The 24,061-nt window shown below is 52.0% G+C and carries 25 protein-coding genes and 1 tRNA gene; 7 read left to right on the top strand and 19 right to left on the bottom strand.

Annotated features, from left to right (window positions below; all coding sequences use genetic code 11):
• Positions 1 to 12: 12 nt before the first annotated feature.
• The 4 genes from coaD to BLO43_RS12930 all read right to left on the bottom strand — a co-directional run bounded on the left by coaD (position 13) and on the right by BLO43_RS12930 (position 3,926).
• Entirely contained in the window at positions 13 to 492 is a 480-nt protein-coding gene (coaD, locus tag BLO43_RS12945) for a pantetheine-phosphate adenylyltransferase (RefSeq protein WP_090907413.1), read from the bottom strand.
• Complete coding sequence (gene rsmD, locus BLO43_RS12940; protein ID WP_090907412.1) at positions 485 to 1,030, bottom strand: 16S rRNA (guanine(966)-N(2))-methyltransferase RsmD; 546 nt, start codon at positions 1,028 to 1,030, stop codon at positions 485 to 487. Before rsmD ends, coaD begins: the two co-directional genes overlap by 8 nt.
• Before the next feature lie 42 nt (positions 1,031 to 1,072).
• Positions 1,073 to 2,383, bottom strand: coding sequence for a M16 family metallopeptidase (locus BLO43_RS12935; RefSeq protein ID WP_090907411.1), 1,311 nt, complete (start codon positions 2,381 to 2,383; stop codon positions 1,073 to 1,075).
• Between the two features lie 127 nt (positions 2,384 to 2,510).
• Entirely contained in the window at positions 2,511 to 3,926 is a 1,416-nt protein-coding gene (locus BLO43_RS12930; RefSeq protein WP_090907410.1) for a M16 family metallopeptidase, read from the bottom strand.
• Between the two features lie 345 nt (positions 3,927 to 4,271).
• Here BLO43_RS12930 and ftsY point away from each other — a divergent pair, with 345 nt between their 5' ends.
• From ftsY to rpoH, 4 genes are all read left to right on the top strand, one after another.
• Positions 4,272 to 5,258 (top strand): signal recognition particle-docking protein FtsY, encoded by a 987-nt coding sequence (gene ftsY, locus BLO43_RS12925; RefSeq protein ID WP_090907409.1) that lies wholly within the window; start codon positions 4,272 to 4,274, stop codon positions 5,256 to 5,258.
• 341 nt (positions 5,259 to 5,599) lie between these two features.
• On the top strand, positions 5,600 to 6,253 hold the full coding sequence (gene ftsE / locus BLO43_RS12920) for a cell division ATP-binding protein FtsE (protein ID WP_090907408.1): 654 nt from the start codon (positions 5,600 to 5,602) through the stop codon (positions 6,251 to 6,253).
• A complete protein-coding gene (gene ftsX / locus BLO43_RS12915) occupies positions 6,250 to 7,158 on the top strand; it encodes a permease-like cell division protein FtsX (protein WP_090907407.1) in 909 nt (302 codons plus the stop codon). The genes ftsE and ftsX overlap by 4 nt, the downstream gene beginning before the upstream one ends.
• 92 nt (positions 7,159 to 7,250) lie before the next feature.
• Complete coding sequence (gene rpoH, locus BLO43_RS12910; RefSeq protein ID WP_074630702.1) at positions 7,251 to 8,096, top strand: RNA polymerase sigma factor RpoH; 846 nt, start codon at positions 7,251 to 7,253, stop codon at positions 8,094 to 8,096.
• 94 nt (positions 8,097 to 8,190) lie between these two features.
• On the opposite strand, the gene BLO43_RS12905 is transcribed toward rpoH, so the two are convergent.
• The 13 genes from BLO43_RS12905 to aroQ form a co-directional block, all read right to left on the bottom strand.
• On the bottom strand, positions 8,191 to 8,439 hold the full coding sequence (locus BLO43_RS12905; protein WP_090907406.1) for a BolA family protein: 249 nt from the start codon (positions 8,437 to 8,439) through the stop codon (positions 8,191 to 8,193).
• A 205-nt stretch (positions 8,440 to 8,644) separates the two neighbouring features.
• Positions 8,645 to 9,400 carry an ABC transporter permease gene (locus tag BLO43_RS12900; RefSeq protein WP_090907405.1) on the bottom strand — a complete coding sequence of 252 codons (756 nt, stop codon included), beginning with the start codon at positions 9,398 to 9,400 and terminating at the stop codon, positions 8,645 to 8,647.
• Entirely contained in the window at positions 9,397 to 10,320 is a 924-nt protein-coding gene (locus BLO43_RS12895) for an ABC transporter ATP-binding protein (RefSeq protein ID WP_090907404.1), read from the bottom strand. The genes BLO43_RS12900 and BLO43_RS12895 overlap by 4 nt, the downstream gene beginning before the upstream one ends.
• A 146-nt stretch (positions 10,321 to 10,466) precedes the next feature.
• The gene (locus BLO43_RS12890) at positions 10,467 to 10,757 is read right to left on the bottom strand and encodes an STAS domain-containing protein (protein ID WP_090907403.1); all 291 of its coding nucleotides are present in this window, start codon (positions 10,755 to 10,757) and stop codon (positions 10,467 to 10,469) included.
• A gap of 121 nt (positions 10,758 to 10,878) precedes the next feature.
• Positions 10,879 to 11,517, bottom strand: a complete 639-nt coding sequence (locus BLO43_RS12885) for an MlaC/ttg2D family ABC transporter substrate-binding protein (RefSeq protein WP_090907467.1) — start codon at positions 11,515 to 11,517, stop codon at positions 10,879 to 10,881.
• 80 nt (positions 11,518 to 11,597) lie between these two features.
• Positions 11,598 to 12,098, bottom strand: coding sequence for an outer membrane lipid asymmetry maintenance protein MlaD (gene mlaD / locus BLO43_RS12880; RefSeq protein WP_090907402.1), 501 nt, complete (start codon positions 12,096 to 12,098; stop codon positions 11,598 to 11,600).
• A complete protein-coding gene (gene mlaE, locus BLO43_RS12875) occupies positions 12,098 to 12,895 on the bottom strand; it encodes a lipid asymmetry maintenance ABC transporter permease subunit MlaE (protein ID WP_074630697.1) in 798 nt (265 codons plus the stop codon). Before mlaE ends, mlaD begins: the two co-directional genes overlap by 1 nt.
• A complete protein-coding gene (locus BLO43_RS12870; protein ID WP_090907466.1) occupies positions 12,888 to 13,700 on the bottom strand; it encodes an ABC transporter ATP-binding protein in 813 nt (270 codons plus the stop codon). The genes mlaE and BLO43_RS12870 overlap by 8 nt, the downstream gene beginning before the upstream one ends.
• Positions 13,701 to 13,794: 94 nt before the next feature.
• Positions 13,795 to 14,517: a zinc-ribbon and DUF3426 domain-containing protein gene (locus tag BLO43_RS16840; protein ID WP_175443957.1), complete on the bottom strand. Its 723-nt coding sequence runs from the start codon at positions 14,515 to 14,517 to the stop codon at positions 13,795 to 13,797.
• Between the two features lie 28 nt (positions 14,518 to 14,545).
• Positions 14,546 to 15,463 carry a 50S ribosomal protein L11 methyltransferase gene (prmA, locus tag BLO43_RS12860; protein ID WP_090907401.1) on the bottom strand — a complete coding sequence of 306 codons (918 nt, stop codon included), beginning with the start codon at positions 15,461 to 15,463 and terminating at the stop codon, positions 14,546 to 14,548.
• A 46-nt stretch (positions 15,464 to 15,509) separates the two neighbouring features.
• Positions 15,510 to 16,865, bottom strand: coding sequence for an acetyl-CoA carboxylase biotin carboxylase subunit (gene accC, locus BLO43_RS12855; RefSeq protein WP_090907400.1), 1,356 nt, complete (start codon positions 16,863 to 16,865; stop codon positions 15,510 to 15,512).
• An 86-nt stretch (positions 16,866 to 16,951) separates the two neighbouring features.
• On the bottom strand, positions 16,952 to 17,404 hold the full coding sequence (accB, locus tag BLO43_RS12850; protein ID WP_090907399.1) for an acetyl-CoA carboxylase biotin carboxyl carrier protein: 453 nt from the start codon (positions 17,402 to 17,404) through the stop codon (positions 16,952 to 16,954).
• Between the two features lie 199 nt (positions 17,405 to 17,603).
• Positions 17,604 to 18,059: a type II 3-dehydroquinate dehydratase gene (gene aroQ, locus BLO43_RS12845; protein ID WP_074630691.1), complete on the bottom strand. Its 456-nt coding sequence runs from the start codon at positions 18,057 to 18,059 to the stop codon at positions 17,604 to 17,606.
• Positions 18,060 to 18,446: 387 nt separating this feature from the next.
• On the opposite strand from aroQ, the gene BLO43_RS12840 reads away from it, so the two are divergent.
• A tRNA-Thr gene (locus BLO43_RS12840) sits at positions 18,447 to 18,522 on the top strand.
• Between the two features lie 362 nt (positions 18,523 to 18,884).
• On the opposite strand, the gene BLO43_RS12835 is transcribed toward BLO43_RS12840, so the two are convergent.
• Positions 18,885 to 19,973, bottom strand: coding sequence for a phospholipase D-like domain-containing protein (locus BLO43_RS12835; protein ID WP_090907398.1), 1,089 nt, complete (start codon positions 19,971 to 19,973; stop codon positions 18,885 to 18,887).
• A gap of 777 nt (positions 19,974 to 20,750) precedes the next feature.
• On the opposite strand from BLO43_RS12835, the gene BLO43_RS12830 reads away from it, so the two are divergent.
• On the top strand, positions 20,751 to 21,122 hold the full coding sequence (locus BLO43_RS12830) for a thiol-disulfide oxidoreductase DCC family protein (protein WP_090907397.1): 372 nt from the start codon (positions 20,751 to 20,753) through the stop codon (positions 21,120 to 21,122).
• A 670-nt stretch (positions 21,123 to 21,792) separates the two neighbouring features.
• Complete coding sequence (locus BLO43_RS12820) at positions 21,793 to 23,112, top strand: MFS transporter (RefSeq protein ID WP_254773462.1); 1,320 nt, start codon at positions 21,793 to 21,795, stop codon at positions 23,110 to 23,112.
• Positions 23,113 to 23,319: 207 nt separating this feature from the next.
• Here BLO43_RS12820 and BLO43_RS12815 read toward each other — a convergent pair whose 3' ends face one another.
• Positions 23,320 to 23,820 (bottom strand): hypothetical protein, encoded by a 501-nt coding sequence (locus BLO43_RS12815; RefSeq protein WP_090907394.1) that lies wholly within the window; start codon positions 23,818 to 23,820, stop codon positions 23,320 to 23,322.
• Positions 23,821 to 24,061: the final 241 nt, after the last annotated feature.

The following is a 24,061-nucleotide window of genomic DNA, read 5'->3' as shown; positions in this document are numbered from 1 at the left end:
CAACCTCAAATATTACAGTTCGATTTTCATCCGTAGCTGTGCGGCAACCAAAGGATGCACAAATCTGTCCACGTTCCCGCCCAACAGCGCGATTTCTCGCACGATAGTGGCGGAAATAAACATGTATTGTTCCGATGGCGTCATGAATACGGTTTCAATTCCAGGATTTATGCTACGGTTCATCCCCGCCATCTGAAATTCGTATTCAAAATCGGACACTGCGCGCAAACCGCGCAAAATTACCCTCGCATTCTGCTGTTGCGAGAATTCCATCAAGAGACCCGAAAAAGCGATTACCTCGACATTGGGGCAATCGGCCAGTACCTGGCTTCCCATCTTCACTCGTTCATCCTGATTAAAAAACGGCTTCTTGCCGCTACTTGTAGCCACCGCAACCACCACCCGGTCGAACAACCCCGCTGCACGCCGGACCAAATCCTCATGTCCCCGCGTGATAGGGTCGAATGTGCCAGGGTATATCGCTTTATCCATTTTTTGCGGATTTCAATAGTTGATAATATACCTTACCTGCCTGTCCCTTGCGCCAAACAAGCCAGTCCTCACCGGACCCCAGAAAATTATCGTCTTCTACATAGACCAGTCCATCTTCCGTAAGGTGTGGGGGTAGCAGGGCCAGCAGTTCAGGCAGCAGACCCAGCCGATAAGGAGGATCAAGAAAAATCACGTCAAACCGCTGTCGATCGGAATCCATGAATTTTAACGCATCCATTGCCATCAATTGGACTTGGGTCGCTCCCAGTTTTTGCGAGTTGGCTTTCAGCGCCTTCAATACTTCGGGATCGAGTTCCACCATAAGCACCTGCGCTGCTCCTCGGGATGCGGCTTCAAAGCCCATCGCCCCGCTGCCGGCAAACAGGTCAAGGCAGGTTTTGCCGCTCAGATCCTGTCCCAGCCAGTTGAACACGGTTTCGCGTATTCGGTCAGGTGTCGGCCGCAAATCCGCACCATCAGGAAAAGTAATAATGCGACTGCGCCATTCGCCGCCGATGATGCGGACTTTGTTTCTCATTCCAGGAAGTACGCGACAATAAATTGAATAAAAGTACTTTTTCTATTTCTTTTCCATCGCCCCCACCACAACACCCACCATCCCTTCAGGCTTGATACGGCGCTGAAAAGCATCCTTGATCTGAGCAACCGTTACATTCCCTACCGCTTTCAGGTAATCATCCAAATAAGTGAGTGGCAGATCGTAAAACCCGATCACGGAGAGATATCCGAGAATTTTCCTGTTGCTGTCTAGGCGTAATGGGAAACTGCCGATAATATTTTGTTTAGCTGCCACAAGTTCTTTTTCTGTGGGACCACCCGCCACAAAGTCCGCCAGAACTTTTCGCGTGAGTACCAGCGCCTCTTCCGACTGCTCTTTTCTGGTCTGCAAACTGATTTCAAACGGCCCCTTTTCTCTGAGCGGCGAGAAATGGCTGTTAACACTGTAAGCCAGTCCGCGTTTCTGACGAATCTCTTCCATCAGACGCGAGGTGAATCCACCACCGCCAAGTACATAATTACCGACGAGCAGGGGAAAATAATCAGGGTCATCGCGGCGCAGTCCCGGATAGGCAAGCAGAATATGACTTTGTGTTGCGGGATGAGTAATTCTTTTGGTTTCCGGAACGGGTTCCGTCACTGCCGGTACAACATACGCGGGCACGCTCTGTGGCAGTTCGCTCGTTAGTGATTCAGCAATAGCCGCCGCTTCCGCACGGCTTACGTCGCCCATGATGGACACGACCGCGCCCGGGGCGGAATAACGAGACCGGTAAAAATCCATCAGATCATCGCGCCGCAATGCACCCACCGTCTCGATCTCGCCCGAACCTCGCAATCCGTAAGGATGGCTGCCATAGAGCATCTTCATCAGCGCACGATCAGCGATGCTATCTGGTTTGGTGTCAGCTTCCTTCAGCCCGGCAATTATCCGCTGCTGCTCCCGCTCCAGTACGGTGACTACAAATTCAGGATGCTGTATGACACGGCCGAGTATATCGAGTGCCTGTTTCCGTTCCCGCGCACTACTCAGAGTGCGTAGCGTAACGCCCGCGCGGTCCTGATCGAAATGGGCGCCCAATTGGGCACCGATGTCAGCTATCGCTTTGGCAATCTGATCTTCGGACAGCCCTCCCGCACCAAGGCTCAGCAGATACAGTGCGAGGCCGGCGCGGCCGGATTTATCCGGCGTGTCGGTACCGCTGCCCGCGCTGAAATCCACGCTGACATCGAGTATCGGTAAATCACGGCTTTCGACAAAATACACTTGTGCACCCGAGGCCGCCTGCCAATGCTGGATCGGCAGGGTAGCAAATACCCATTGGGAACAGGTGCCCAAAAGCAGAATAAATACGCAACGTATCACTTGCATTAAAACCTCTCCGAACAATTCTGAATTACTTTTCGAACTTGATGATCGATTGGCGTTACTTGTCGATCGAGGCGACAGAAGAAAATACTTTTCCAATCAATCGTAATCAAGGCCAGAATCATGCCGCTCAATGACGCAGTCCACCAGGAGGCACGGCAAAAGGGGCTTTCTGTTGTTCCAGTGGCTGCGGATCGAGTACCGCAACCGTCAGACTGTCATCCTTCAAATATTTTTTTGCCACCTCGCGCACTTGTTCGGCGGTAACAGCTTGGAGTTTTTTCAACATCGTATCCACATCGCGGTGGGACATACCAATACTTTCCAGTTGGCCGATCTGCATCGCTTGATAGAACATCGAGTCGAGCTGAAAGACATGCCCAGCCACAACCTGTGCCTTGATTCGCGCAAGCTCCTCTTCAGTGACTCCCTCGCGTATGAGTTTTTCCACTTCCGCACGTAACGCAGCTTCCAGATCGGCCACCGTTTTTCCTTCACTGGGCGTACCGTCAAGATAAAACATGCCGGGGCCGCGCGCGGTGGAGTCGTAACCCGCGCCTGCCGAACTGGCAATGCGTTGCTCGCGCACCAGTTCCTTATTGAGCCGGGCGGATTCATTGCCGTCCAGCACCCCCGCAAGCATTTCCAGCGCATACGGCTCCCAGTCCGTGCCGGGATTGCGTACTACCGGCGCATGATAGCCCATTGCAAGATACGGTAACCGCGCGGGCGCTTTCACCGTCAGCCGCTTGATGCCGATTTGTGGCGGTTCGGTCTGCGGCTTGCGCTTATCCAGCGGCAATAGCGGGCGAGACCGTATAGCACCGTAGTACTTTTGCGCCAAAACGAATACTTCCTTCGGGCTTACATCACCCACCACCACCAGCACGGCATTATTGGGTGCGTACCAGCGGTCATACCATTCCTTGGCGTCCCGGAAACTCATGTTTTCCAGATCGTTCATCCAACCTATGACGGGATGCCGGTAAGGATGCGATTGAAAGGACGTGGCGGTCATTTTCTCATGCACCAGCGCGCGAGGCTGGTCATCGGTGCGCAGGCGCCGCTCCTCCATCACTACCTTGATTTCCTTGGCAAACTCCCCTTCCGTCAACACCAGATTACGCATCCGGTCGGACTCCAGTTCCATTGCCAGCGGTAGCCTGGATTTTTGCAATTGCTGGAAATAAGCGGTGTAGTCACGGCTCGTGAATGCGTTTTCGCGCCCGCCTGCCGCCGCGATACGCCTGGAAAATTCACCGCCGGGAACTTTATGAGTTCCTTTGAACATCATATGTTCCAATACATGGGCGACCCCTGTAGTCCCATTCAACTCATCAATACTGCCCGCCTTGTACCAGATCTGTGAAATGACCACGGGAGAGCGATGATCTTCCTTGACGATCAACTTGAGCCCGTTGGCAAGGGTGAACTCATGTGTAGTGGCGGAGGCTCCCGAAGCAACCAGGAACGCCAGTAGCGCTACTATTTTTACAACCGGCCGCGAAACGAAAGAAGGAGCGGTGTCACGACAATGAACTCTCATTTTTTTAATAACCTAAATCTGAGTAAACGGAATAAAATTCCGGAATTAATCCTAAATCCGGTAGTTGGACGGTGAAATGCGCGGTTTGGGATGCAGAACAAGGCGCAACCACGCGGAATGACTATTTCATTCCAAGGCGTTGCGAACAACGCAGTCATGTGCCTAAAGACTGTGCTATTCACCCCGCAGCAGCCTCGCTCGGAAGGTGAGCGTTAAATAATACGAAATATTGTTATTGATCATAACACCGATCCATTAAATGAGCGGTCAACTACCGGATTTAGGATAGTATTCCGCTCACAAGTTTTCGCCACGTGTTTCGACAAAGGTAGACAGCCTAACAGAATGCCAAGTTTCTTCAAATCCAAAAATAGTGCTGCACCCGCCGGCGTGCAGCCAGCGAATTGGACAACCAGGGTTCGACAAGGCCTTTCCCGCACCCGGAATAATCTGGGCAAACAGTTATCCGGGTTATTCGGCGGGGGTAAGATCGATGAAGCTCTCTACGAGGAACTGGAAACCATACTGCTGACAGCCGATACCGGCGTAAATGCGACCACCTGGCTGCTTGACGAACTGAGGAGGCAAGTCAAACGCGATGGCCTGACTGACGCGGCGCAACTCAAGGGCGCGCTACAGCAAGCACTCGTCGACCTGCTTACGCCGCTGGCGCAGCCCCTTGATACGGACACGAATAAACCCTTTATTATTATGCTGACAGGTGTAAATGGGGCGGGTAAAACCACCTCAATCGGCAAACTCGCCCATCATTTTCAGTCACAAGGGAAAACGGTGCTGCTCGCTGCGGGCGACACCTTCCGCGCCGCCGCACGCGAACAACTCATGGCCTGGGGTGAGCGTAACAACATTGCCGTTATCGCGCAGGAAACCGGCAATCAGCAAAAGGGAGATCCCGCGGCGGTGATATTCGATGCGGTGAGCGCCGCTAAAGCACGCGGGATAGATATTGTACTGGCGGACACCGCCGGACGGCTCGCCACTCAACTGCACTTGATGGAAGAAATTAAAAAGGTGAAGCGCGTAATCGCCAAAGCCGAGCCGGATGCGCCTCATGAAGTGCTGCTGGTGCTCGACGCCAACACCGGACAGAATGCGGTCAATCAGGTGCAGGCCTTCGATGACGCGCTCGGTCTTACCGGCCTCATTATTACCAAGCTTGACGGTACTGCCAAGGGGGGGGTGATTGCCGCGATTGCCAGACAACGCCGGCAAAAACTGTCATTACCAATACGTTTCATCGGGGTAGGCGAAGGCATCGATGATTTGCGGCCATTCAACGCGAGTGAGTTTGTCGAGGCGCTGTTTGACTGAGCGCGATATGGCTCGACGCCATGGATTTGTTTCAACCTGAAATCGGCAGTTGGACAGGATGGAGTGCATGGTTCTTGGGTGCGGCGCAGGGCGCAATGACTGCAATCGCCATCCCATTCCAAGGCGTTACGAACAACACAGCCCTGTGCCACAAAAACCTTTCGATCCGCCTTATAGCTCACTCCCCATAAAAGGTGAGGATCAAAGGGTCCAAGAAATCTTGGTGAATCATGGTGCCAACTGAAAAATGACCGGTCAATTGCCGGATTTAGGTTCAATCCTCAAGGGACGCAAGCACGCTTGACGGGTTAAAATGAGTCCTTTGCGGTGAAGGCTTTTCCATGATCAGCTTTAATCAGGTCTGCAAGCGTTATCCCAATGGTTTCAATGCGCTCAAGAATATCGGGTTTACGCTCGAGGCCGGCGAGATGGCATTAATCACCGGCCATTCGGGTGCGGGCAAAAGTACGCTATTGAGGCTCATTGCGGCCATCGAGCGCCCTACTTCCGGCAGTATTATTGTTAACGGCCAGAATGTCAGTGCGCTCAAGAGCGGCGCCATCCCATTTTTGAGGCGTAATCTCGGTCTGGTATTTCAGGATCAAAAGATCCTGTTTGACCGTTCCGTATTCGATAACGTGCTGCTGCCTCTACAAATCAGCGGATTTGATTCCCGAGCGGCAACCGGACGGGTACGCGCCGCACTCGATAAGGTAGGATTGCTGGGCAGGGAAAAAACGCGGCCCATTACACTCTCCGGAGGTGAGCAGCAACGCCTTTGCATCGCCCGCGCTATCGTAAACCGGCCTTCCATACTGATCGCCGATGAGCCAACCAGCAACCTTGACGCTGATTATGCAAGAGACATCATGACGATGTTCAAGTCATTTCATCAAGTGGGCGTAACCGTCCTCATAGCCACCCATGATGTGGAATTACTGGGCAACACGCCACTGCGTATTTTCGCGCTCAATCACGGCGAACTGACGGTATGAACGTGTGGCTGGCTCATCACTGGTACGCTTTCGTCCTGGCGCTTAAGCGGTTGGCGGGCGCGCCCATCGGGAACCTGCTCAGTATTATCGTGATCGGGATTGCCTTCAGCCTGCCCGCTGGAATTTACATGCTGCTGGGAAATCTTCAGGCATTCTCCACTCAGGTTTCGGGTGCGCCGCAACTGAGCCTGTTTCTTGAACTGGATGCGAACGGCGACGAGGTGGCACAAATTGGAGCACGCCTTAAGGAACATCCGCAGGTAGCGAGCTTCGAGTTCATTCCCAGAGACAGCGCTCTGGAGCAGCTCAAGCAAAGTAATGGATTGGCGGATCTCGTGGACAGTCTTGAACGAAATCCGCTACCCGACGCTTTCGTGATTAATGCCAAAAGCCTCTCGCCCGCGGCGCTGGAAGAGCTCCATGCGGAATTGCAAAAATGGCCCCGGATCGAACACGTGCAACTGGACTCGGCATGGGCAAAGCGGCTGGACGCTCTGATTAATCTGGGTCGTCTGGCGGTGCTGATGCTCGCCGCATTACTGAGTTTCGCGCTGGTCGCCGTGACTTTCAACACCATACGTCTGCAGATTCTCACCAAACGGGATGAAATAGAGGTGTCGAAGTTGATCGGTGCGACTAACGGTTTCATCCGCCGTCCTTTTCTGTACTTCGGCGCTATTCAGGGAATGGCCGGGGGAATGGCAGCATGGCTTATTATCTCCCTTGGAATCCACCTGATAGATGATGAACTGAGGAATTTGACGCGGCTCTATGTGGTGGATTTTCCTCTCTATCATCTTTCCCCGGAGGACAGCCTGACTCTGTTATTACTGTCGGCATGTCTTGGCTGGCTGGGGGCGTGGTTGTCGGTGGCAAACCATCTGTGGCAGATAGAACCAAGTTAATTCATAAGGTTAGGAATTTCCCCAGGGAACTTTTCAGGCGATTGACTTTCTTATCAGGAAAGGTTATTTTTTATAGGATCCAAGGAGGACATATGACTTTTGCTTTAGCCATACCCTCAGCTGGCGGCAGCATTGAAAGTTACATTCAGTCTGTTAATCGCTTTCGCATTCTTTCTCAGGAAGAAGAAGTCCGTTTGGCACGATCCCTGAGGGATGAAGATAGCATCGACGCGGCCCGCCAACTGGTTTTATCGCACTTGCGCGTAGTAGTCGCCATTGCTCGCGGTTACAAAGGCTATGGTCTGCCTCAGGCAGATCTGATTCAAGAGGGCAACATCGGCCTTATGAAAGCGGTCAAACGCTATGATCCTGAGCGCGGTGTAAGACTGGTATCGTTCGCGGTGCACTGGATCAAGGCGGAAATTCATGAATTCATACTGCGCAACTGGCGGCTGGTAAAGATCGCCACAACCAAGGCGCAACGCAAATTGTTCTTTAACCTGCGCAGTATGAAGCCAGTTCTGGACACCATGAATCCTGAGGAAGTTAATGCCATGGCCAAGCAATTGGGCGTCAAGGCCGAGGAAGTGGTAGAAATGGAAACCCGTTTCAACGGACGTGATATTTCGCTGGAACCGCTATCTGAAGACGAGGATGAGACATTCAGCCCCATTGCTTATCTCACCGACGGCTCAGAACCGCCAAAACTGCTGGAAGCCGAACAAACCACCCGCTTGCGCGGGGAAGGGCTGGAACAAGCGCTGGCGAGCCTGGACGCACGTAGCCGGCACATCATCGAAGCGCGCTGGCTGCGGGAAAACGATACCGCAACGCTGCATGATCTTGCCGACGAGCTGGGCGTATCCGCCGAACGCATTCGCCAGATTGAAGCCAAGGCAATGGAGAAAATGCGGGGGGCGATGGCAACGGCCGCATAGACAGGCGCAAGCTTGCGGAACTAATATCTACTCGACAAAACTTACCACCATTTTTCCGGTAAGCCCGTGCTCTACACGCCAGCCAGGTGTAATACTACGCCTGGCTGTTTTCTGCCCACTGTTCCGGTGTCAAGGTTTTCATGGACAGGGCATGAATCTCCTGCTTCATCCTGTCGCCAAGTGCGCGATAAACCAGTTGGTGTTGCTGCACCATATTCTTTTCGCGGAATTCAGCGCTGACAATGACGGCACTGAAGTGACGACCGTCATCGCCCTCCACATGCACCAGCTCACATGGCATGGAGGTTTCAATATGATTTTTTATGCTTTCCGATGTGACCATTTTTTCTTCCTTTATATTAATGATTTCTTCAGCCTAGATCCGGCAGGCAGACAAGATGATTCGGGTTCAATGCCGGCAATTATTCCGATTCCGAATAATTGCGACTCTGGTGATGCGTTTTCGATCCGTGGACTGTGCGCACGTTAAGCAAGCGATTTATCAATCTGCGAAACAGATCGTCACAACAGTTGGATTTTATGATGCCTTAATGGCGGATCTTATAACCTGCCCTAAGCATCCGCAATGTCAGCCATGATACCGCCAAAAAGCACGCCGCCACAATCCCAAGGCTGGCATAGGGTGAAATATCCGACACGCTGAAAAAACCATAGCGGAAACCGTCAATCATGTAAAAAAACGGATTCAAGTGCGACAATCCCTGCCAGAAGGGAGGCAACGAGTGGATCGTGTAAAACACCCCGGATAGAAATGTCAGGGGCAGAATGACAAAGTTCTGAAAAGCAGCCAGCTGATCAAACTTTTCCGCCCAGATACCGGCAATAATGCCTAGTGCCCCCAGCAATGCGCTGCCCATCAGGGCAAACACGAATACCCATAGAAATGAGCTCACCGGTAGTTCGAAAAATCCGAGCGTCACCAGGTAGACCCCCAACCCCACCGCCAGGCCGCGTACGACGGATGCCAGTACATAGGCCAAGAATATTTCCTGGTAAGAAAGCGGGGATAACAGGACAAAGACGAGATTGCCTGAGATCTTCGATTGAATCAAGCTGGATGACGAGTTGGCAAAAGCATTCTGCAACATGGCCATCATCACCAGACCCGGAACCAGAAAGACGGTGTATGCCACGCCCGGATATGCCTGTACGTGTTCTTCCAGCACGTGAGAAAAAATCAGCAGATAGAGCAGCGTGGAAAGCATCGGCGCGAATACGGTTTGTAACCCGACTTTCCAGAAGCGCAGCAACTCCTTGTGGAGCAGAGTAAAGAACCCGGTCATCGGGATACTGGCTGCGGATTTTCGGTATGGCCCATGATTTTCACGAACACTTCTTCCAAATCAGGTTGCAACACCTGCATTTCCAGGACTTGCACGTCCGCCATGCGCAGCGCCGCCATGACATTCTCGAGCTGGGAATATTCCCCGATTGCCAGGATGCAGTATCCGTCCTCATGGCTACTCAATAAGGGTTGTAGCGGCAAAGGGAGTGTATCGGGCGACAACCGCAATCGCACCGAGCATCCGGAAATACTATTGACGAGATTTTTGATGCTGTCGAGCGCGACGATATTCCCTTGTTTGAGCATCGCCACGCGGCTGCATAAAGCTTCGGCTTCCTCAAGATAATGCGTGGTGAGCACGATGGTGTGGCCATTGCGGTTCAACTGTTTGATGAAATGCCAAAGCGCCTGGCGCAATTCCACATCCACTCCCGCGGTGGGCTCGTCCAGAACGATCACCGGTGGCTTGTGCACCAATGCCTGGGCCACAAGCACGCGCCGCTTCATGCCACCGGACAGCGTGCGCATGTTGGCGTCGGCCTTGTCGGTGAGATCCAGATGGTGGATGATCTCCTCTATCCAGGAACCGTTATTCTTCAGGCCATAATAGCCCGACTGGATCGCAAGCGTTTCCCTGACGGTAAAGAATGGATCGAATACGAGTTCCTGCGGCACCACACCCAGCATACGCCGCGCTTCACGGTAATCGGCAACGACATCATATCCCATCACTCTGGCGCTGCCGCTGCTCGCAAGAGTCAGCCCCGCTATGATGTTAATGAGAGTGGTCTTGCCCGCGCCATTCGGACCGAGCAGTGCAAAAAACTCACCGGTGCCGATTTCAAGATCGACACCGCACAACGCCTGTAATGCGCCGAAGCGTTTGTGCATCTGCTTGACTTCGATTGCCAGTGTCATCGGGAAGAAACAAGGATAAGGAGTATCAGGGGTATGCGTAACGGGCTTGGATAGGGGATTTTTAAGTATGCCCCATACGAGTTACCCTCGATTGGCCGGAAAGCGCCAGTTTCTGGCACTTCATTCCGCCATCACCCATTTATGATTTACGCTTGAAGGATCAATTCGGAAACGCCATACAGCTGAGTCAAACCTCGCAGGTTTTGCGGCATGTTGGCAAAACACATCCGGTGGTGGCGGCGGCCAGCCTCGCGCTGCCATTCCAGCAACAGGCTGACAGCTGACGAGTCCACTTCAACCACTCGCGTTAGATCAATTACCAGATCATCATGATTAAACAACGCAATGCCCCGCTCGACCACCGCAACCACATTATTGAAGGTGATTGATCCCTCGACGCTCAGTTCGCCGTCCTTGGACAGAACTACTTCGGCCATGCTACATCCGGTAGTTGAAGTTTAAAGTCAAAATGGTACAAAACATCGGTGTAAATCATGGCGCCCATCTAAAAAATGAGTGAAAAATGAGCAAGTCAACGGGCCGGATCAGGATCACGGATTACCGCGCATCGGCCTTTTTATCGGCAGCTATCAACGAACGATTTTTATCCACCAGGGTTTTAAGTAGTTTATCCACTCCACCGTCGCGAACCTGGTTATTGAAAGTGCTGCGGTAATTGGTTACCAGACTAACTCCCGCAACCGTTACATCGTACACTTTCCAGCCATCGCCGGTTTTTTCCATGCTGTAATCGATGGGAACCGGCTGCTGACCAGAATCTTGCATCACTTTCGTTTTGACCGTGGTATCGGTATCATCCGCCGCGACTTTGAGCGGTTCAACCTTGATGGTATGGTCACGATAATCAGTCAATGCGTTGGAATAGGTGCGAACCAGGAGGGTACGGAACTCCTTCACCAATTGCTCCTGTTGATCAGGCGAGGCCTTGGACCAATTCTTGCCCATCGCCAGCCGGGTCATCCGGTTGAAATTGAAATGAGGCAGTATCTTGGCCTCCACCAAATCGAGAATCTTGGCGTGACTGCCTTGCAAGCTCTTGTCCTGCCTGACAATTGTAAGCACCTCCTGAGCGGTGTTATCCACCAGTTTATCGGGACTGGTGACCTCCATTGACCATGCAGGCAGCGCAGGCAACCACACCGCCAGCAATACAAAGATACCAAGGTATTTTTTCATGATTTCCTCATTAAAATTAGTTGAACTATCCATTTTAAACTGCATCATAAGCCAACGCATGCCTCACCGCGAATATATGGCTATTTCTTGCCGTCATCGTCGCTATCGCCGTCTTCTGACGCCTTGTTCTCCGATGCTTTATCGAATAGGAATCGCCCGATCATTTCTTCCAGAACCATCGCGGAATTGGTTTTCAGGATTTTATCGCCATTCTTCAGTACTGTCTCGTCGCCACCCGCCGCCAGGCCAATGTATTGCTCACCCAGAAGTCCCGACGTGAGAATGCTTGCGAAGGTGTCCTTGGGAAATTGGTAGCGACGGTCTATGTTCATGGTCACCGCGGCATCGTAAGTCTCGGTGTTGAATTGAATATCCGTTATACGTCCCACGACCACACCGGCGCTTTTTACCGGGGCTCTAACTTTCAAACCCCCGATATTCTCAAAATTTCCAATCAGTGTATAGCTCTCTGCTTCGCTATAAGTGCCCAGATTTCCCACTTTCAAAGCCAAAACCAGCAATGCGCCGATTCCAGCCATGACAAATACGCCTACCCACAAATCCATTGTTGTTCGCTGCATCAGCTCATTCCCCTGAACATGACCGAGGTCAAAACAAAATCCAGTCCCAGAATCGCCAGCGAGGAAGTCACCACGGTGCGGGTGGTCGCGCCGGACACCCCTTCAGCCGTGGGCGACGCATCATAACCCTCGAACACCGCAATTGCCGTTACCGCCACACCAAAAACACAGGTCTTGATGACACCATTGACGATGTCGTACCGGAAATCCACCGCGTTTTGCATCTGCGACCAGAATGAACCCTCATCCACCCCGATAAGTACCACCGCTACCAGATAACCCCCAAACACGCCAACCACCGAAAACAGCGCCGCCAAAAACGGCATCGAAATTACGCCCGCCCAGAACCGGGGAGCCACCACCCGGGCAATTGGATCCACCGCCATCATTTCCATCGCCGCCAATTGATCCGTGGCCTTCATCAAGCCGATTTCAGCAGTAATGGCGGACCCGGCACGGCTGGCGAACAATAGCGCCGCCACGACAGGCCCCAGTTCCCGAACGAGCGACAGCGCCACCATTGTACCGACAGCGGATTCTGCACCGAATCTCTGTAACGTTTCATAGCCCTGTAAACCCAGCACCATGCCGACGAACAATCCCGACACAACGATAATAATCAGCGACAGCACGCCCGTAAAATAAAGCTCACGGATAATCAGGCCAAAACGTCGAAAGCTGGTACCCGACTTCAGCAGTGTCAACAGAAAAAAGCGGCTGGCGTAGCCCAGCCGCCAGATACTGTCTATCACGCGATGACCCACACCCCGAATACCGACAACGATACGCCTAGGCAAAACTACCCTCCAGTTTCAGATCGTTCGCGTAAGCTTCCGCAGAGTAGTGGAACGAAACAGGGCCGTCTTCTTCGCCATGCACGAACTGATGGACAAAAGGCGCAACCGATTTGCGCACTTCGTCCGGTGTACCATGCGCCGCGATCACGCCCCCTGAAATGAAATAAACATAGTCCACGATTTTCAAGGACTCCTGCACATCGTGGGTTACCACAATGGAGGTCATACCGAGTGCATCGGTCAAGCGACGGATCAAATTTCCGATGACAGTCAATGAAATTGGATCGAGCCCGGTAAACGGTTCGTCATACATGATAAGTAGCGGATCCAGCGCAATCGAGCGAGCTAACGCCACCCGCCGCGCCATTCCTCCCGAAAGTTGCGCGGGCATCAGATCGTGCGCCCCACGCAAACCGACAGCCTGTAGTTTCATCAGCACCAGATCGCGAATCATCGATTCGGGTAAATCGGTATGTTCACGCATCTGGAAAGCCACGTTGTCGAATACCGACAAATCGGTAAACAGCGCGCCGAACTGGAATAACATGCTCATTTTTCGGCGCATCTGGAAAAGCTCATCCCTTTTGAGCTCATGTACTACCTTGCCGGCAACCTTGACATAGCCGGAGGATGGGCGAACCGCTCCACCGATAAGACGCAACAGCGTGGTCTTGCCGCTACCGCTGCCGCCCATGATGGCGATGACTTTACCCCGTGACATCGTCATGTCGATCCCCTTCAGGATGGAACGCTCCCCATAGGAGAAGTTCAAACCTTTGATTTCAATTAACGTCTCAGGGATCATTTTGCTTGAAGGCGACTGCTGGATTTGGCGGGATTTCAATTTTAATTCAAATGCACTGCGAACACAGCCCATAATTTTATGGGGTCCAATCCCGTTATCGGCGTAAACCGTTTGATTCCGGTGGATTCAAGTTGTATAAACCAATCCCGGATAAAACAAAAACTGACCCGCTATTCAGCAATGCTGATTTTTGCGGCGGTGGAATGGTACATCCCAATAGCTCGCAGTATTGTTCCAGAAACGGCCTGGTAGCGGGGGCGATAACAGAAAGCTGGGCGCGATAAAAGTAAATGGCCTGGGCGGCCAGCACAACAAGCAAAAACAGACTCGCAAAGCCCCATGCGAGGGAAGTCTTGCGCGATGGTGCCGCATTGAAGGCATACTCATCCGTATAGTCGTCCGGTGGGTAATTTTCCGCCGGGTTGCTCTCCGGTGCGCGGGTTACGTGCGGTACTTGCAGGACCGGTTCTTTCACCACCGACGCTTCCGGTTCTGGCGCCTCCGTAGGTGGGCTCTCCAATGCTGCTTCGGTCTGCGCCGTTTCGTTACCGGTAGTCTGGGAGGACACTTCTGGATCGGTTAAAGCCGTGATGGGCGAATCACTTATGGAAGGAATCTCCGGGCTTTGCGGTTTGTCCGGCACCGTCTTCCCGGATAAATCATTGGCTTCCGGCTCTTGCATTGTCGCAAGTGTGGCAAAACCGTTAAATATATGTGCGCAATGTCCGCAGCGCACATCCCCGCCGTGCGCCTGCAACTGCATGGGGGTTATACGGAAAGCGGTGGCACAGTCAGGACAACGGGTTATAAGCGCCATAGCCGTTATTTTTCAAGAAAATTCAAATTCACTTCCTGGTCCCGGCCAGCAACACCCAGCCCTCCCGCACCCCGGCAATATGCATATTGAACCATTGCTGATAGACATGACTGACTTCCTCCGCCTGTTCCATAAGTATGCCGGAAAGTACTATATGGCCCCCCTGCCGGGTAGCGCGCATCAGTATCGGGGCCAGCATGATCAAAGGATTGGCAAGAATATTGGCGACAACCACATCCGCCCAGGCTTCGCGTGCCGGATCTGTCCAAGTCGCAAAATGCGCCGTATGAAACTCCATTTCTGTTTCGTCACATTGATTAAGCATGGCATTTTCGCGACTGGCTGCAACCGCCTGCGCATCTATATCTACGCCCACCACATGGCGCGCACCGAGCTTCGACGCGGCGATAGCCAATATGCCGGAGCCACAACCGTAATCAAGAACATCTTCACCCCCTTGCAGGTTTTCGTCAAGCCAGGCAAGGCATAGTTTTGTGGTAGGGTGACTGCCGGTGCCGAAAGCCAGTCCGGGATCGAGTGTCAGATTGATCGCGGTGGGATCGGGCGCCCGATGCCAGGTGGGGACAATCCACAACCGTGACGATATTTGTATCGGATCGAATTGCGATTGCGTAATCCGCACCCAGTCCTGCTCTTCCACATGCGTCAGGTGGTAGACGGGCGGAATGGGAAGCTGAGCCACTTGCGCCGCAGCTTGCACAATGGACGTTATGTCGGCATCCGCTTCGAATAGGGCGGTAAGTTCCGACACGGACCAGATTTCCCCAGCCGACTCACCGGGTTCATCGAATAACGACTGCTCTCGTTCAGTGCCCGCAGCCGCATCGTGTATGTCCGTTGATAACGCACCGAGTTCAAGCATCGCATCGCTCAGGATTTCGGCATGCGCGTCATCGGTTTCCAGGGTGAGAGAAATCCAGGGCATATATCGCAATACTCAGGGAAACTCGCCGCAACACGGCTGGCCGCTTTTAGCCCGGCTTATTGTAATTGGCAAGCTTCTGCTCAAGGTAGTGGATGCTGGTACCGCCCGTCAGAAACGCGGCGTCCGACAACAGATCGAGATGCAATGGGATATTGGTGCTGATGCCTTCAACCACCATCTCCGATAGCGCAATGCGCATTCGGGCGATTGCCTGGTCGCGGTTATCCCCATAAGCAATCACTTTGGCGATCATGGAATCGTAATAGGGCGGCACCACGTAGTTATGATAAATATGAGAGTCGACCCGAATGCCCGGACCGCCGGGAGCATGATACTGAGTGATACGACCGGCGGAAGGCGTAAGCTTATAAGGATCCTCGGCGTTGATGCGGCATTCGATGGCATGCCCCTTCCATGTAACATCTCGTTGGCGAATGGTCAATTTTTCACCGGCGGCAACACGAATTTGTGCTTTTACCAGATCTATCCCGGTAATTGCCTCCGTAACGGGGTGTTCCACTTGTAAACGCGTGTTCATTTCGATGAAATAAAATTCGTTTTTCTCAAACAGGAACTCGAACGTTCCCACTCCCCGATAACCGATACGCCGGCACGCATCGGCGCACCGGCCACCTATCCTGTCGCGTAATCTGGGGGGAATGCCCAGGGCGGGTGCTTCCTCGAGGATTTTCTGGTGGCGGCGCTGCATTGAACACTCACGTTCCCCCAAGTGGATTGCATTGCGGTGTTCATCAACCAGCACCTGGAATTCAATATGACGAGGATTTTCCAGAAATTTTTCCGCATAAACCGTTGGATTACCGAACGCCGCCTGTGCCTCGTTGCGGGTTATTATGACCGCATTCGACAACGCGGCCTCGGTGTGAACCACGCGCATTCCACGCCCGCCGCCGCCCGCTGATGCCTTGATAATGACAGGATAGCCAATCGCACGGATGATCGCACGGATCTCATCAAGAGATTCCGGTAATGCGCCGTTGGACCCCGGAACACAGGGAACACCCGCTTTTTTCATTGCGTTCTTGGCGCTGACCTTGTCGCCCATCATGCGTATCGTTTCGGGGCGAGGGCCGATGAAGACAAAACCGCTACTTTCCACACGCTCGGCAAAGTCGGCATTTTCGGAGAGAAAACCATAGCCGGGATGAATCGCTTCCGCATCGGTTACTTCAGCTGCGCTGATAATGGCGGGCACATTGAGATAACTCTGGGCCGACGGCGCCGGCCCAATACACACGGACTCATCGGCGAGCTTCACATATTTTGCATTGGCATCCGCCTCGGAATGCACCGCCACTGTTTTAATTCCCATCTCACGGCAAGCACGCTGAATACGCAGAGCGATTTCACCTCGATTGGCTATTAGAATTTTTTCAAACATGGGATATCCCTATTAAACGACAGAGGCGCCTGCCATCTGTTCTATTGGTATCCCTTGTAAAGAAAGATGGAAGATAGCGCTTAAAATCATTCGATCACAAATAGCGGTTCGCCGTACTCGACTGGCTGGCCGTTTTCCACGAGAACCGCTTTGATAATCCCGTCCTTGTCCGATTCAATCTCATTGAGCAACTTCATTGCTTCAATGATGCATAAGGTATCGCCGGCCTTCACCGTCTGTCCTACCTCTACGAACGGGTTCGCCCCAGGGGTGGAGGTACGATAAAATGTTCCCACCATGGGCGATTTCACCACATGGCCTTGCGTCAATAACTCGCTTGGTGCCGAGGTGGTTGCCACGGACTCTGGGACGACAGCCGGAGCGATCGCCTGCATGACGGGTGGCGCGGTTACATAAGTCTGAGTGGAGGACGCAGACTTGCTGATGCGAACCTTTTCCTCGCCTTCTGTAATCTCCAGTTCGCCGATACCCGATTCTTCCACCAGCTCAATCAGTTTTTTAAGTTTTCGCAGATCCATAAAGACCTCCCCGGAACAATGCCCTTTTGGGCATCTTTAACCATCTAAACCTGCCATCATCAATATAGGATTCTGCTGCTTGCAGCATTCCATCTGCCAGAAAGCCAGCGAGAATGGATCCTATCTTCTGTCAATTTCATTCAGTGAACACAGGCACCCGTCAAAACATAGAGAATTTTTCGATTTTGAGGAATGCACACTAACGGGCTGTCAGCGCATATTTCAAGGCCAGCTCATAGCCTTTGGCGCCCAAACCACTAATAACGCCAAGCGCCAGATCAGAAAAATACGATTCTTTGCGAAAAGACTCGCGAGCAAAAATATTGGAGAGATGAACTTCAATGAATGGCAATCTTGTTGCAGCAAGCGCATCACGCATGGCAATACTGGTATGAGTATAAGCCGCTGGATTAATAATAATGAAATCGACGTTGTCACCCATTGCCTGCTGAATACGATCAATTAATTCGCCCTCAGCATTACTTTGGAAAGCAACTAATTTTATGTCAGATTCTTTAGCTAAATTCAGTAAATTCTCGTTAATTTCTTCTAACGTCACGGATCCGTAGACTTCAGGCTCGCGCTTGCCTAAAAGATTCAGGTTCGGACCATGAAGCACTAAAATATTTTTTGGCCGAGATTCTTTGGTTTTCATCCGATAAGTGTGCCGCAACCGGTAAAAAATGTCCAGATGTTAGATGACAATCGACGAAAATAGAGGAAAATATCTATACTTGACCGTGCAGATAAAGAAATGGTGTGAAAGGTGGCCACTATGGCATTAAGGCCTCGCCGCACGCTGCCTTGCGCGTCCTTTCCTATCTTCTCGATAAATCGGGGTGATAAGTCCGATCGGTGATGAAAGGATACGGGCTTGTTTCGGGAGTGCGCGCGCGGTATCTCCGCGGATTGAGCCAGGGGTTTGCGAACTGCCTGCACCTCTCTGGCGTCCACGCCATTCAGGCATTTGATTTCAGATGTCAACCAATTTGCCCGCGGTTTCCCAAACCTCTATAATCGTAAATTCGATTTTTTCTTCGAAGCTGTTGTAGCTCAGTTGGTAGAGCAACTGATTCGTAATCAGTAGGTCGGAGGTTCGACTCCTCTCAACAGCACCAGTCATTTCAAGCGCTTACTGACAAATCTATTCGTCCCTGGATTGGATAGAGGCACATGGGGGCCACGTTGCCGCCTAATTCAGCCCTTACTGGGTCGTTTTTCTGCTACCTATTATCCGGTGACTCTCTTACGCTATGACAATAGCGTGGGATAATTTCCTGACATACAACTCACACTGAAGAAACTATCTCGCGATGCACAAAAGGTACAAGAACCCATTATGACCGGAAGCACCGCTCGGCTGCGACACAGGCCAACAGAATTTTCGCGTCTAATTCGCGAACTTGATTTTCTACGGGGATAATAAGAGTTGAGCAGAATTTTTCATATTTCCCCAAAATTTCAAATTAATGCGTTTGAATTATAGGCACGAGGTTAAGCCTCTTTTATTTTCCAATACATCGCATCGATCAGAAAACGCCTTAAAAAGCATGGGATTGCTTGAAATGGCGGCAATTTCATGGTTGAGCCAGAATGATGGCCTCGTCCAATTGAAGCTACCAAAAATGGACCAGACCTCATCGTTATCCTCCACTAACACAAACTTGAGGTGCATTGGAAGATCTTCAGGATCTCTGATCCGCCTGAACTGGACGTTGGCGGCGAGCAGCCGCTGCTCCACCTTTGCAGTGACTCGCTTTGGTGCTGCATCTGCGAATATCTCTAACGCCACGCCTCGATGGGCGAGTCGAAGCATAACATCTACAGCACTCTCCGTTCTAATGTGGGATGCTACGATACGGACACGAGCATTGTCGCCCACCTGGCTCAAGAACTTCACCACCGGATGTGGATGCACCCGGGGCCAGAAGTAAATAGCGGTGTCTGGGCCATTAACCGTCCGATTTGCCTCTGCGGAAAACCGATAAGTGAGTCCCGGAGGGAACCGCTGTAACTGCCGAGCATGTTTTACCAGTTGCTCAATCAGCATTGCGTCGGTAAACCCGACAAGCACGTTATGGCCCCTGTCCTGGTCGCCTATCTCTCGGTTGATCTCCCGCTTTTCATCCGACATGTTTCCTAATGGATTGAAAGAGCCGATGAACGCGATGGGTTTGGGGTGCGAGAAACAGTAGAGTTTTTCATGTAATTGTGGTTTCCACGATCTGCCTCGCGGTGCCGGTATACCCGGCAGAGTTACCACGCTAAGTCCTTCATCCAGACCATCAGGACCGGAGAGCATAGCGATCACCGCGTCATTGGCAGTAGGGATGCGTGGCCTGCCTGCCAGGGTCAAACCAACCTTGACCCCCCGCCTGTGAGCCTGAACAAGCGCCTCGGCCAGCCTCAGATCACGAAAATAGTAGGTAACCCAATCGATCGATCCGCCGCATGGAACCGCAGCGATACGCTCTGCCAATATATTGCGCAGGTAACCTGGAGGCTGGTCGGGACCGCCGAAATATGTCTCGAAGAGAGACTTTGTCTCCACAATTAACTCTGAAGGCATTTGTCCTTTTTACCGAACGGGATCATGTGGATTTGATCCGGATCTTGTCTGCCTGCACTTCTATCAAAGCCACATAACGAGGCGATACACCCTGTACGAGAGGCTAAAGAGCAACGCAAGCGCGAGAGGGAACAGGATAAACGGGATCGGGAGCTCGGTAAAAAAGCACGGGGTTCTGTCTTACGTAGAATAACAGCACAAACAATGTTTGATCTATTCGGGAAAAAATCGCCAGATAGAATTTGGGGCATAGACGGTTTAACCAGATTGATCTTGCTTAACTGTCAACCTATCATATCCAACATTTTTCACGCTACACTTATTAATGACAAATGTACATAATCTAAATGGGCTATGCTCATCGCCTTGAATGAGCCTGTCACGCGAATGCTCTCTGTTAAGCTTAATGCCGGTTGCGGGGTTTTTCTCCCATAGCCCCGCAGATATCGCCCATCCAAATATGCCGGATATCAACACGTTAACCCGGTTTGTAGTGCTTGGATGACCTGCCCTAGTTATGCTGCCGCGTATCGAAACAACATGTGCGCGGTCAATGACGGACAATTTTTTGTTTCCTAAGCGTTTGCAAAGTGGTTGGCGTACCACGACTCATCCTCTTTCCATACCCACTTGTTTCTTTTAGAATGCCGTTAAGATATTCAGCGAACAGACCGGAAACATCCACTTATTTATCCACTTATTTCTAGCCACTGCTGATAGCTATAGTGAACTGCGGAGCAATATCTCTGCAGCATTAACTATATATTATGGAGATCTGTGAGTACGGAGCGAGGAAAGGTTACTGTTTATTATGATGGCGCCTGCCCAAGTTGTGTCAAGGACAGGCGGAGTTATGAACGGCTCGCGGGCAGAAATGGGGATGATGTGGTCTGGGTCGACATTACCGGCAAAGACAACGAGTTGCGCCAGTGTGGCATCGATCCTCACAAGGCGTTAACGGAGCTGCACGTCAAAGACGAAAGTCAGAGGGTTTTTTCCGAGCTGGATGCCTATATTGTCCTCATGAGCAAGGTCTCGGTATTGAAGCCGCTGGCCTGGTTTATTGGATTGCCCGTCATTCGGCCGTTACTTAGCCGTTTTTATCATTGGCAAGTTAATCGAAGGCTTCGGCGCGACAAACGGCTATAGCGATGTATCTGAAACGCCCTGCGCTAATGTGTTGCGGTATGGAATGCTCCACATCTTAACCAACAACAAAAACGCAGGGCAGAATTGCCGCTTCCGGATTTCGGTGCGTAAGCGGGTAAGTAAACGGGTAATAGTCCAGCGGTAGGCTTATGCGGGGGGATTTTCCTTCCGTTGCGTCGCCGCCGCGGACAGCCGCCGTTCCCGCCAGAAGCACATCACTATCATATTGATGCATTGGGTCAAAAAGCTGAGGGTATATGAAGCTGCCGACTCGAGAATTGTATGCATTATCGGGTTTCCTTTTTAAGTCGCTGTCTGTGCCAGCGAACCGATTAAAGAAATACCAGGAAAGAATCAAGCTACTTGTGATACTAACGTTCTTGCCTGAAATAGGTTTACGTCATGATTGCATCTTACGGGTTTTGTGAGCGTTGCCTATTGGACCGTAGTACTAACCGGATGTTCATAAATTGACGCAGCCTCGCTGGTCTTTCGTTTTCTATGGAAATTTTGCTCAATCGGGCGTATGAATAACTACGCCCTCTTTTATAAAATCCCAGAAAAACAAAAATCCTGCGCAATCTTCACGCAAACTTATAAAACGACCTGACTAGAGAATCTGCTCGAAATAGGGGGATAACATAATAAGATTATTGAAGGGGCTGCGTTCATGCCCCTAGAGGATCAATCATCGCACCTTACGGCAGGTGTCAGCCGGCGTGAGGTTTGGTCGTGGGCAATGTTCGATTTTGCCAATTCGGGCTATACAACGGTAGTCATCACTGCGATTTTCAATGCTTATTTTGTCGGGGTGGTAACAGGCAACCAGGAATGGGGAACATTTGCCTGGACTGCGGCACTGGCGGTTTCGTATGCGCTAATCATACTAACGGGACCGGCATTGGGCGCCTATGCTGACGCATATGCCGCGAAGAAACGCCTGCTTCTCCTTACGACCATAGGTTGTGTCGTATTTACCGCGATGCTTTCGCTGGTGGGACCAGGGGATCTGTGGCTGGCGGTGGTACTCATCATTCTTACCAATTTTTTCTTCGGTTGCGGCGAGAATTTGATCGCCGCATTTCTGCCTGAACTTGCACAAGGTGAAGCGCTGGGGAAGGTATCTGGCTGGGGGTGGAGTCTCGGCTATATCGGCGGACTGGTGAGCCTGGGTTGTTCGCTTGCGTACGTGACGTGGGCGCAGGGGGAGGGAATGCAAGCTGCACAGTTTGTGCCGATAACCATGCTGATAACCGCTGTATTGTTTGCGATCTCCAGCGTCCCCACCTTTCTTTATCTGAAGGAAAGAGCCCAGCCTCAGGCGCATCTTGCCGGACGCAGCGTGGTGCGTGAAGCATTTTCCCGCCTGGGCGAAACATTCAGCCATGTGCGGGATTACCGTGACTTGGTGAGATTTCTTGCCTGCCTGGTGTTTTATCAGGCGGGAATCCAGACGGTAATTACGCTGGCCGCGATATACGCTCAGCAGGCAATGGGCTTCAGCACGAGTGATACCATGCTTCTGGTTCTGGTAGTCAATATCACCGCCGCGGCGGGCGCATTCGCGTTCGGTAGTCTTCAGGACAGAATGGGCCATATTCCCACCATAGCGCTGACCCTCATCGGCTGGATTATCATGGTGCTGGTGGCGTGGATGGCGGATAACAGCGCTATGTTCTGGCTGGCGGCCAACATCGCAGGCCTGTGTCTTGGCGCCTCCCAGTCAGCGGGAAGGGCGCTGGTGGGGTACTTCAGCCCCGGTCTCCGCCGCGCGGAATTTTTTGGGCTATGGGGACTTGCGGTAAAGCTATCGTCGATTTTGGGCCCTGTGACATATGGACTGGTGAGCTGGATTTCAAGCGGCGATCATCGTCTTGCCATGCTGATTACCGGCATCTATTTTATTATCGGGCTGATAATACTAATGGGCGTGGACGTTAAGCGGGGACGACGAGCCGCGCTACAAGGCGAAACAGCTCCGGAAAGATAAACCTGAATCCGGGAATTGATCGCTCATTTGTCAGTTTAATTCCATGACCTACAAAGATTCTTTACGCTACCTGACCTCATTCTTTTGGTGAGTTCGCTAGGGAGCGGATTCAGGATAAACGGGTATCAATTTCGATATTGCGTGCGTGGTGCACAGTCGGTTTTTACCCCTTCCAGACTACGACGCCCCTTTCTAACCGGAGTGTCCTCAATGATCGTGATGATGGTGGCCACCGTGCTCGCCCGCTGATTCCTTGCCGGTTCCAGTCTTTTCCGCAGGTTTCTTGGCGGTTGTCTTGGACTTTGGCTTGAGCGGGGTAAAACGGGCGGACTGGGCCTCCTGATCCGGCAGCTTGACGAATACGATAACTACCGTTTCGGGAGTGAGGGAGAAGTCTCCGGCACCCTTGAGCGTGTTATCTCCTCCTGACTCCAGTTTGATCGAAGTTTTGGGCTTCGCCTTTCCAACTTGAAAAGCTACCTTGCCTACGCCACCTTCAGTGCTGATTTTATTATCCGCGTGATCCATGACATAAAGCACGATTTCATTCTCCTTGGTGACAAGCTCCAGATGGTAAGGTCCCGCCATGCGCATCTGGCCGCCATGCGGCGCAGCGATGGAATCGAAATATGCTTCGGTATGCGCTCCGGCGGGCGATGACACGGCCAACGTAGCACTAATTAGAACGGCGGCCATCGATTTGTTCATTTTTTTACTCTCCTTGACTGACTGTTAACCAACTTTTCAAAAACAACTCCTGACTTACAGGCAATATTGCTATCTATATCTCTTGAACGTTTCAATGCACATGATCGCCGGGCGGGGGGAGGATTTCCTTTTCGCGGTTGAGCTGGGCGAGCTGCTGCATGAGCATGCCGGTATTGTCCCAGCCGGGGCCGTCGGCTTCAGGGATCCAGCGCGCGCGCAGGTAGCCGAAGCGGTCGACCAG

Source organism: Nitrosospira sp. Nsp13, from assembly GCF_900101945.1.
In the GTDB taxonomy this organism is placed as follows: domain Bacteria; phylum Pseudomonadota; class Gammaproteobacteria; order Burkholderiales; family Nitrosomonadaceae; genus Nitrosospira; species Nitrosospira multiformis_D.
This window is presented reverse-complemented; position numbering and strand designations above follow the sequence as displayed.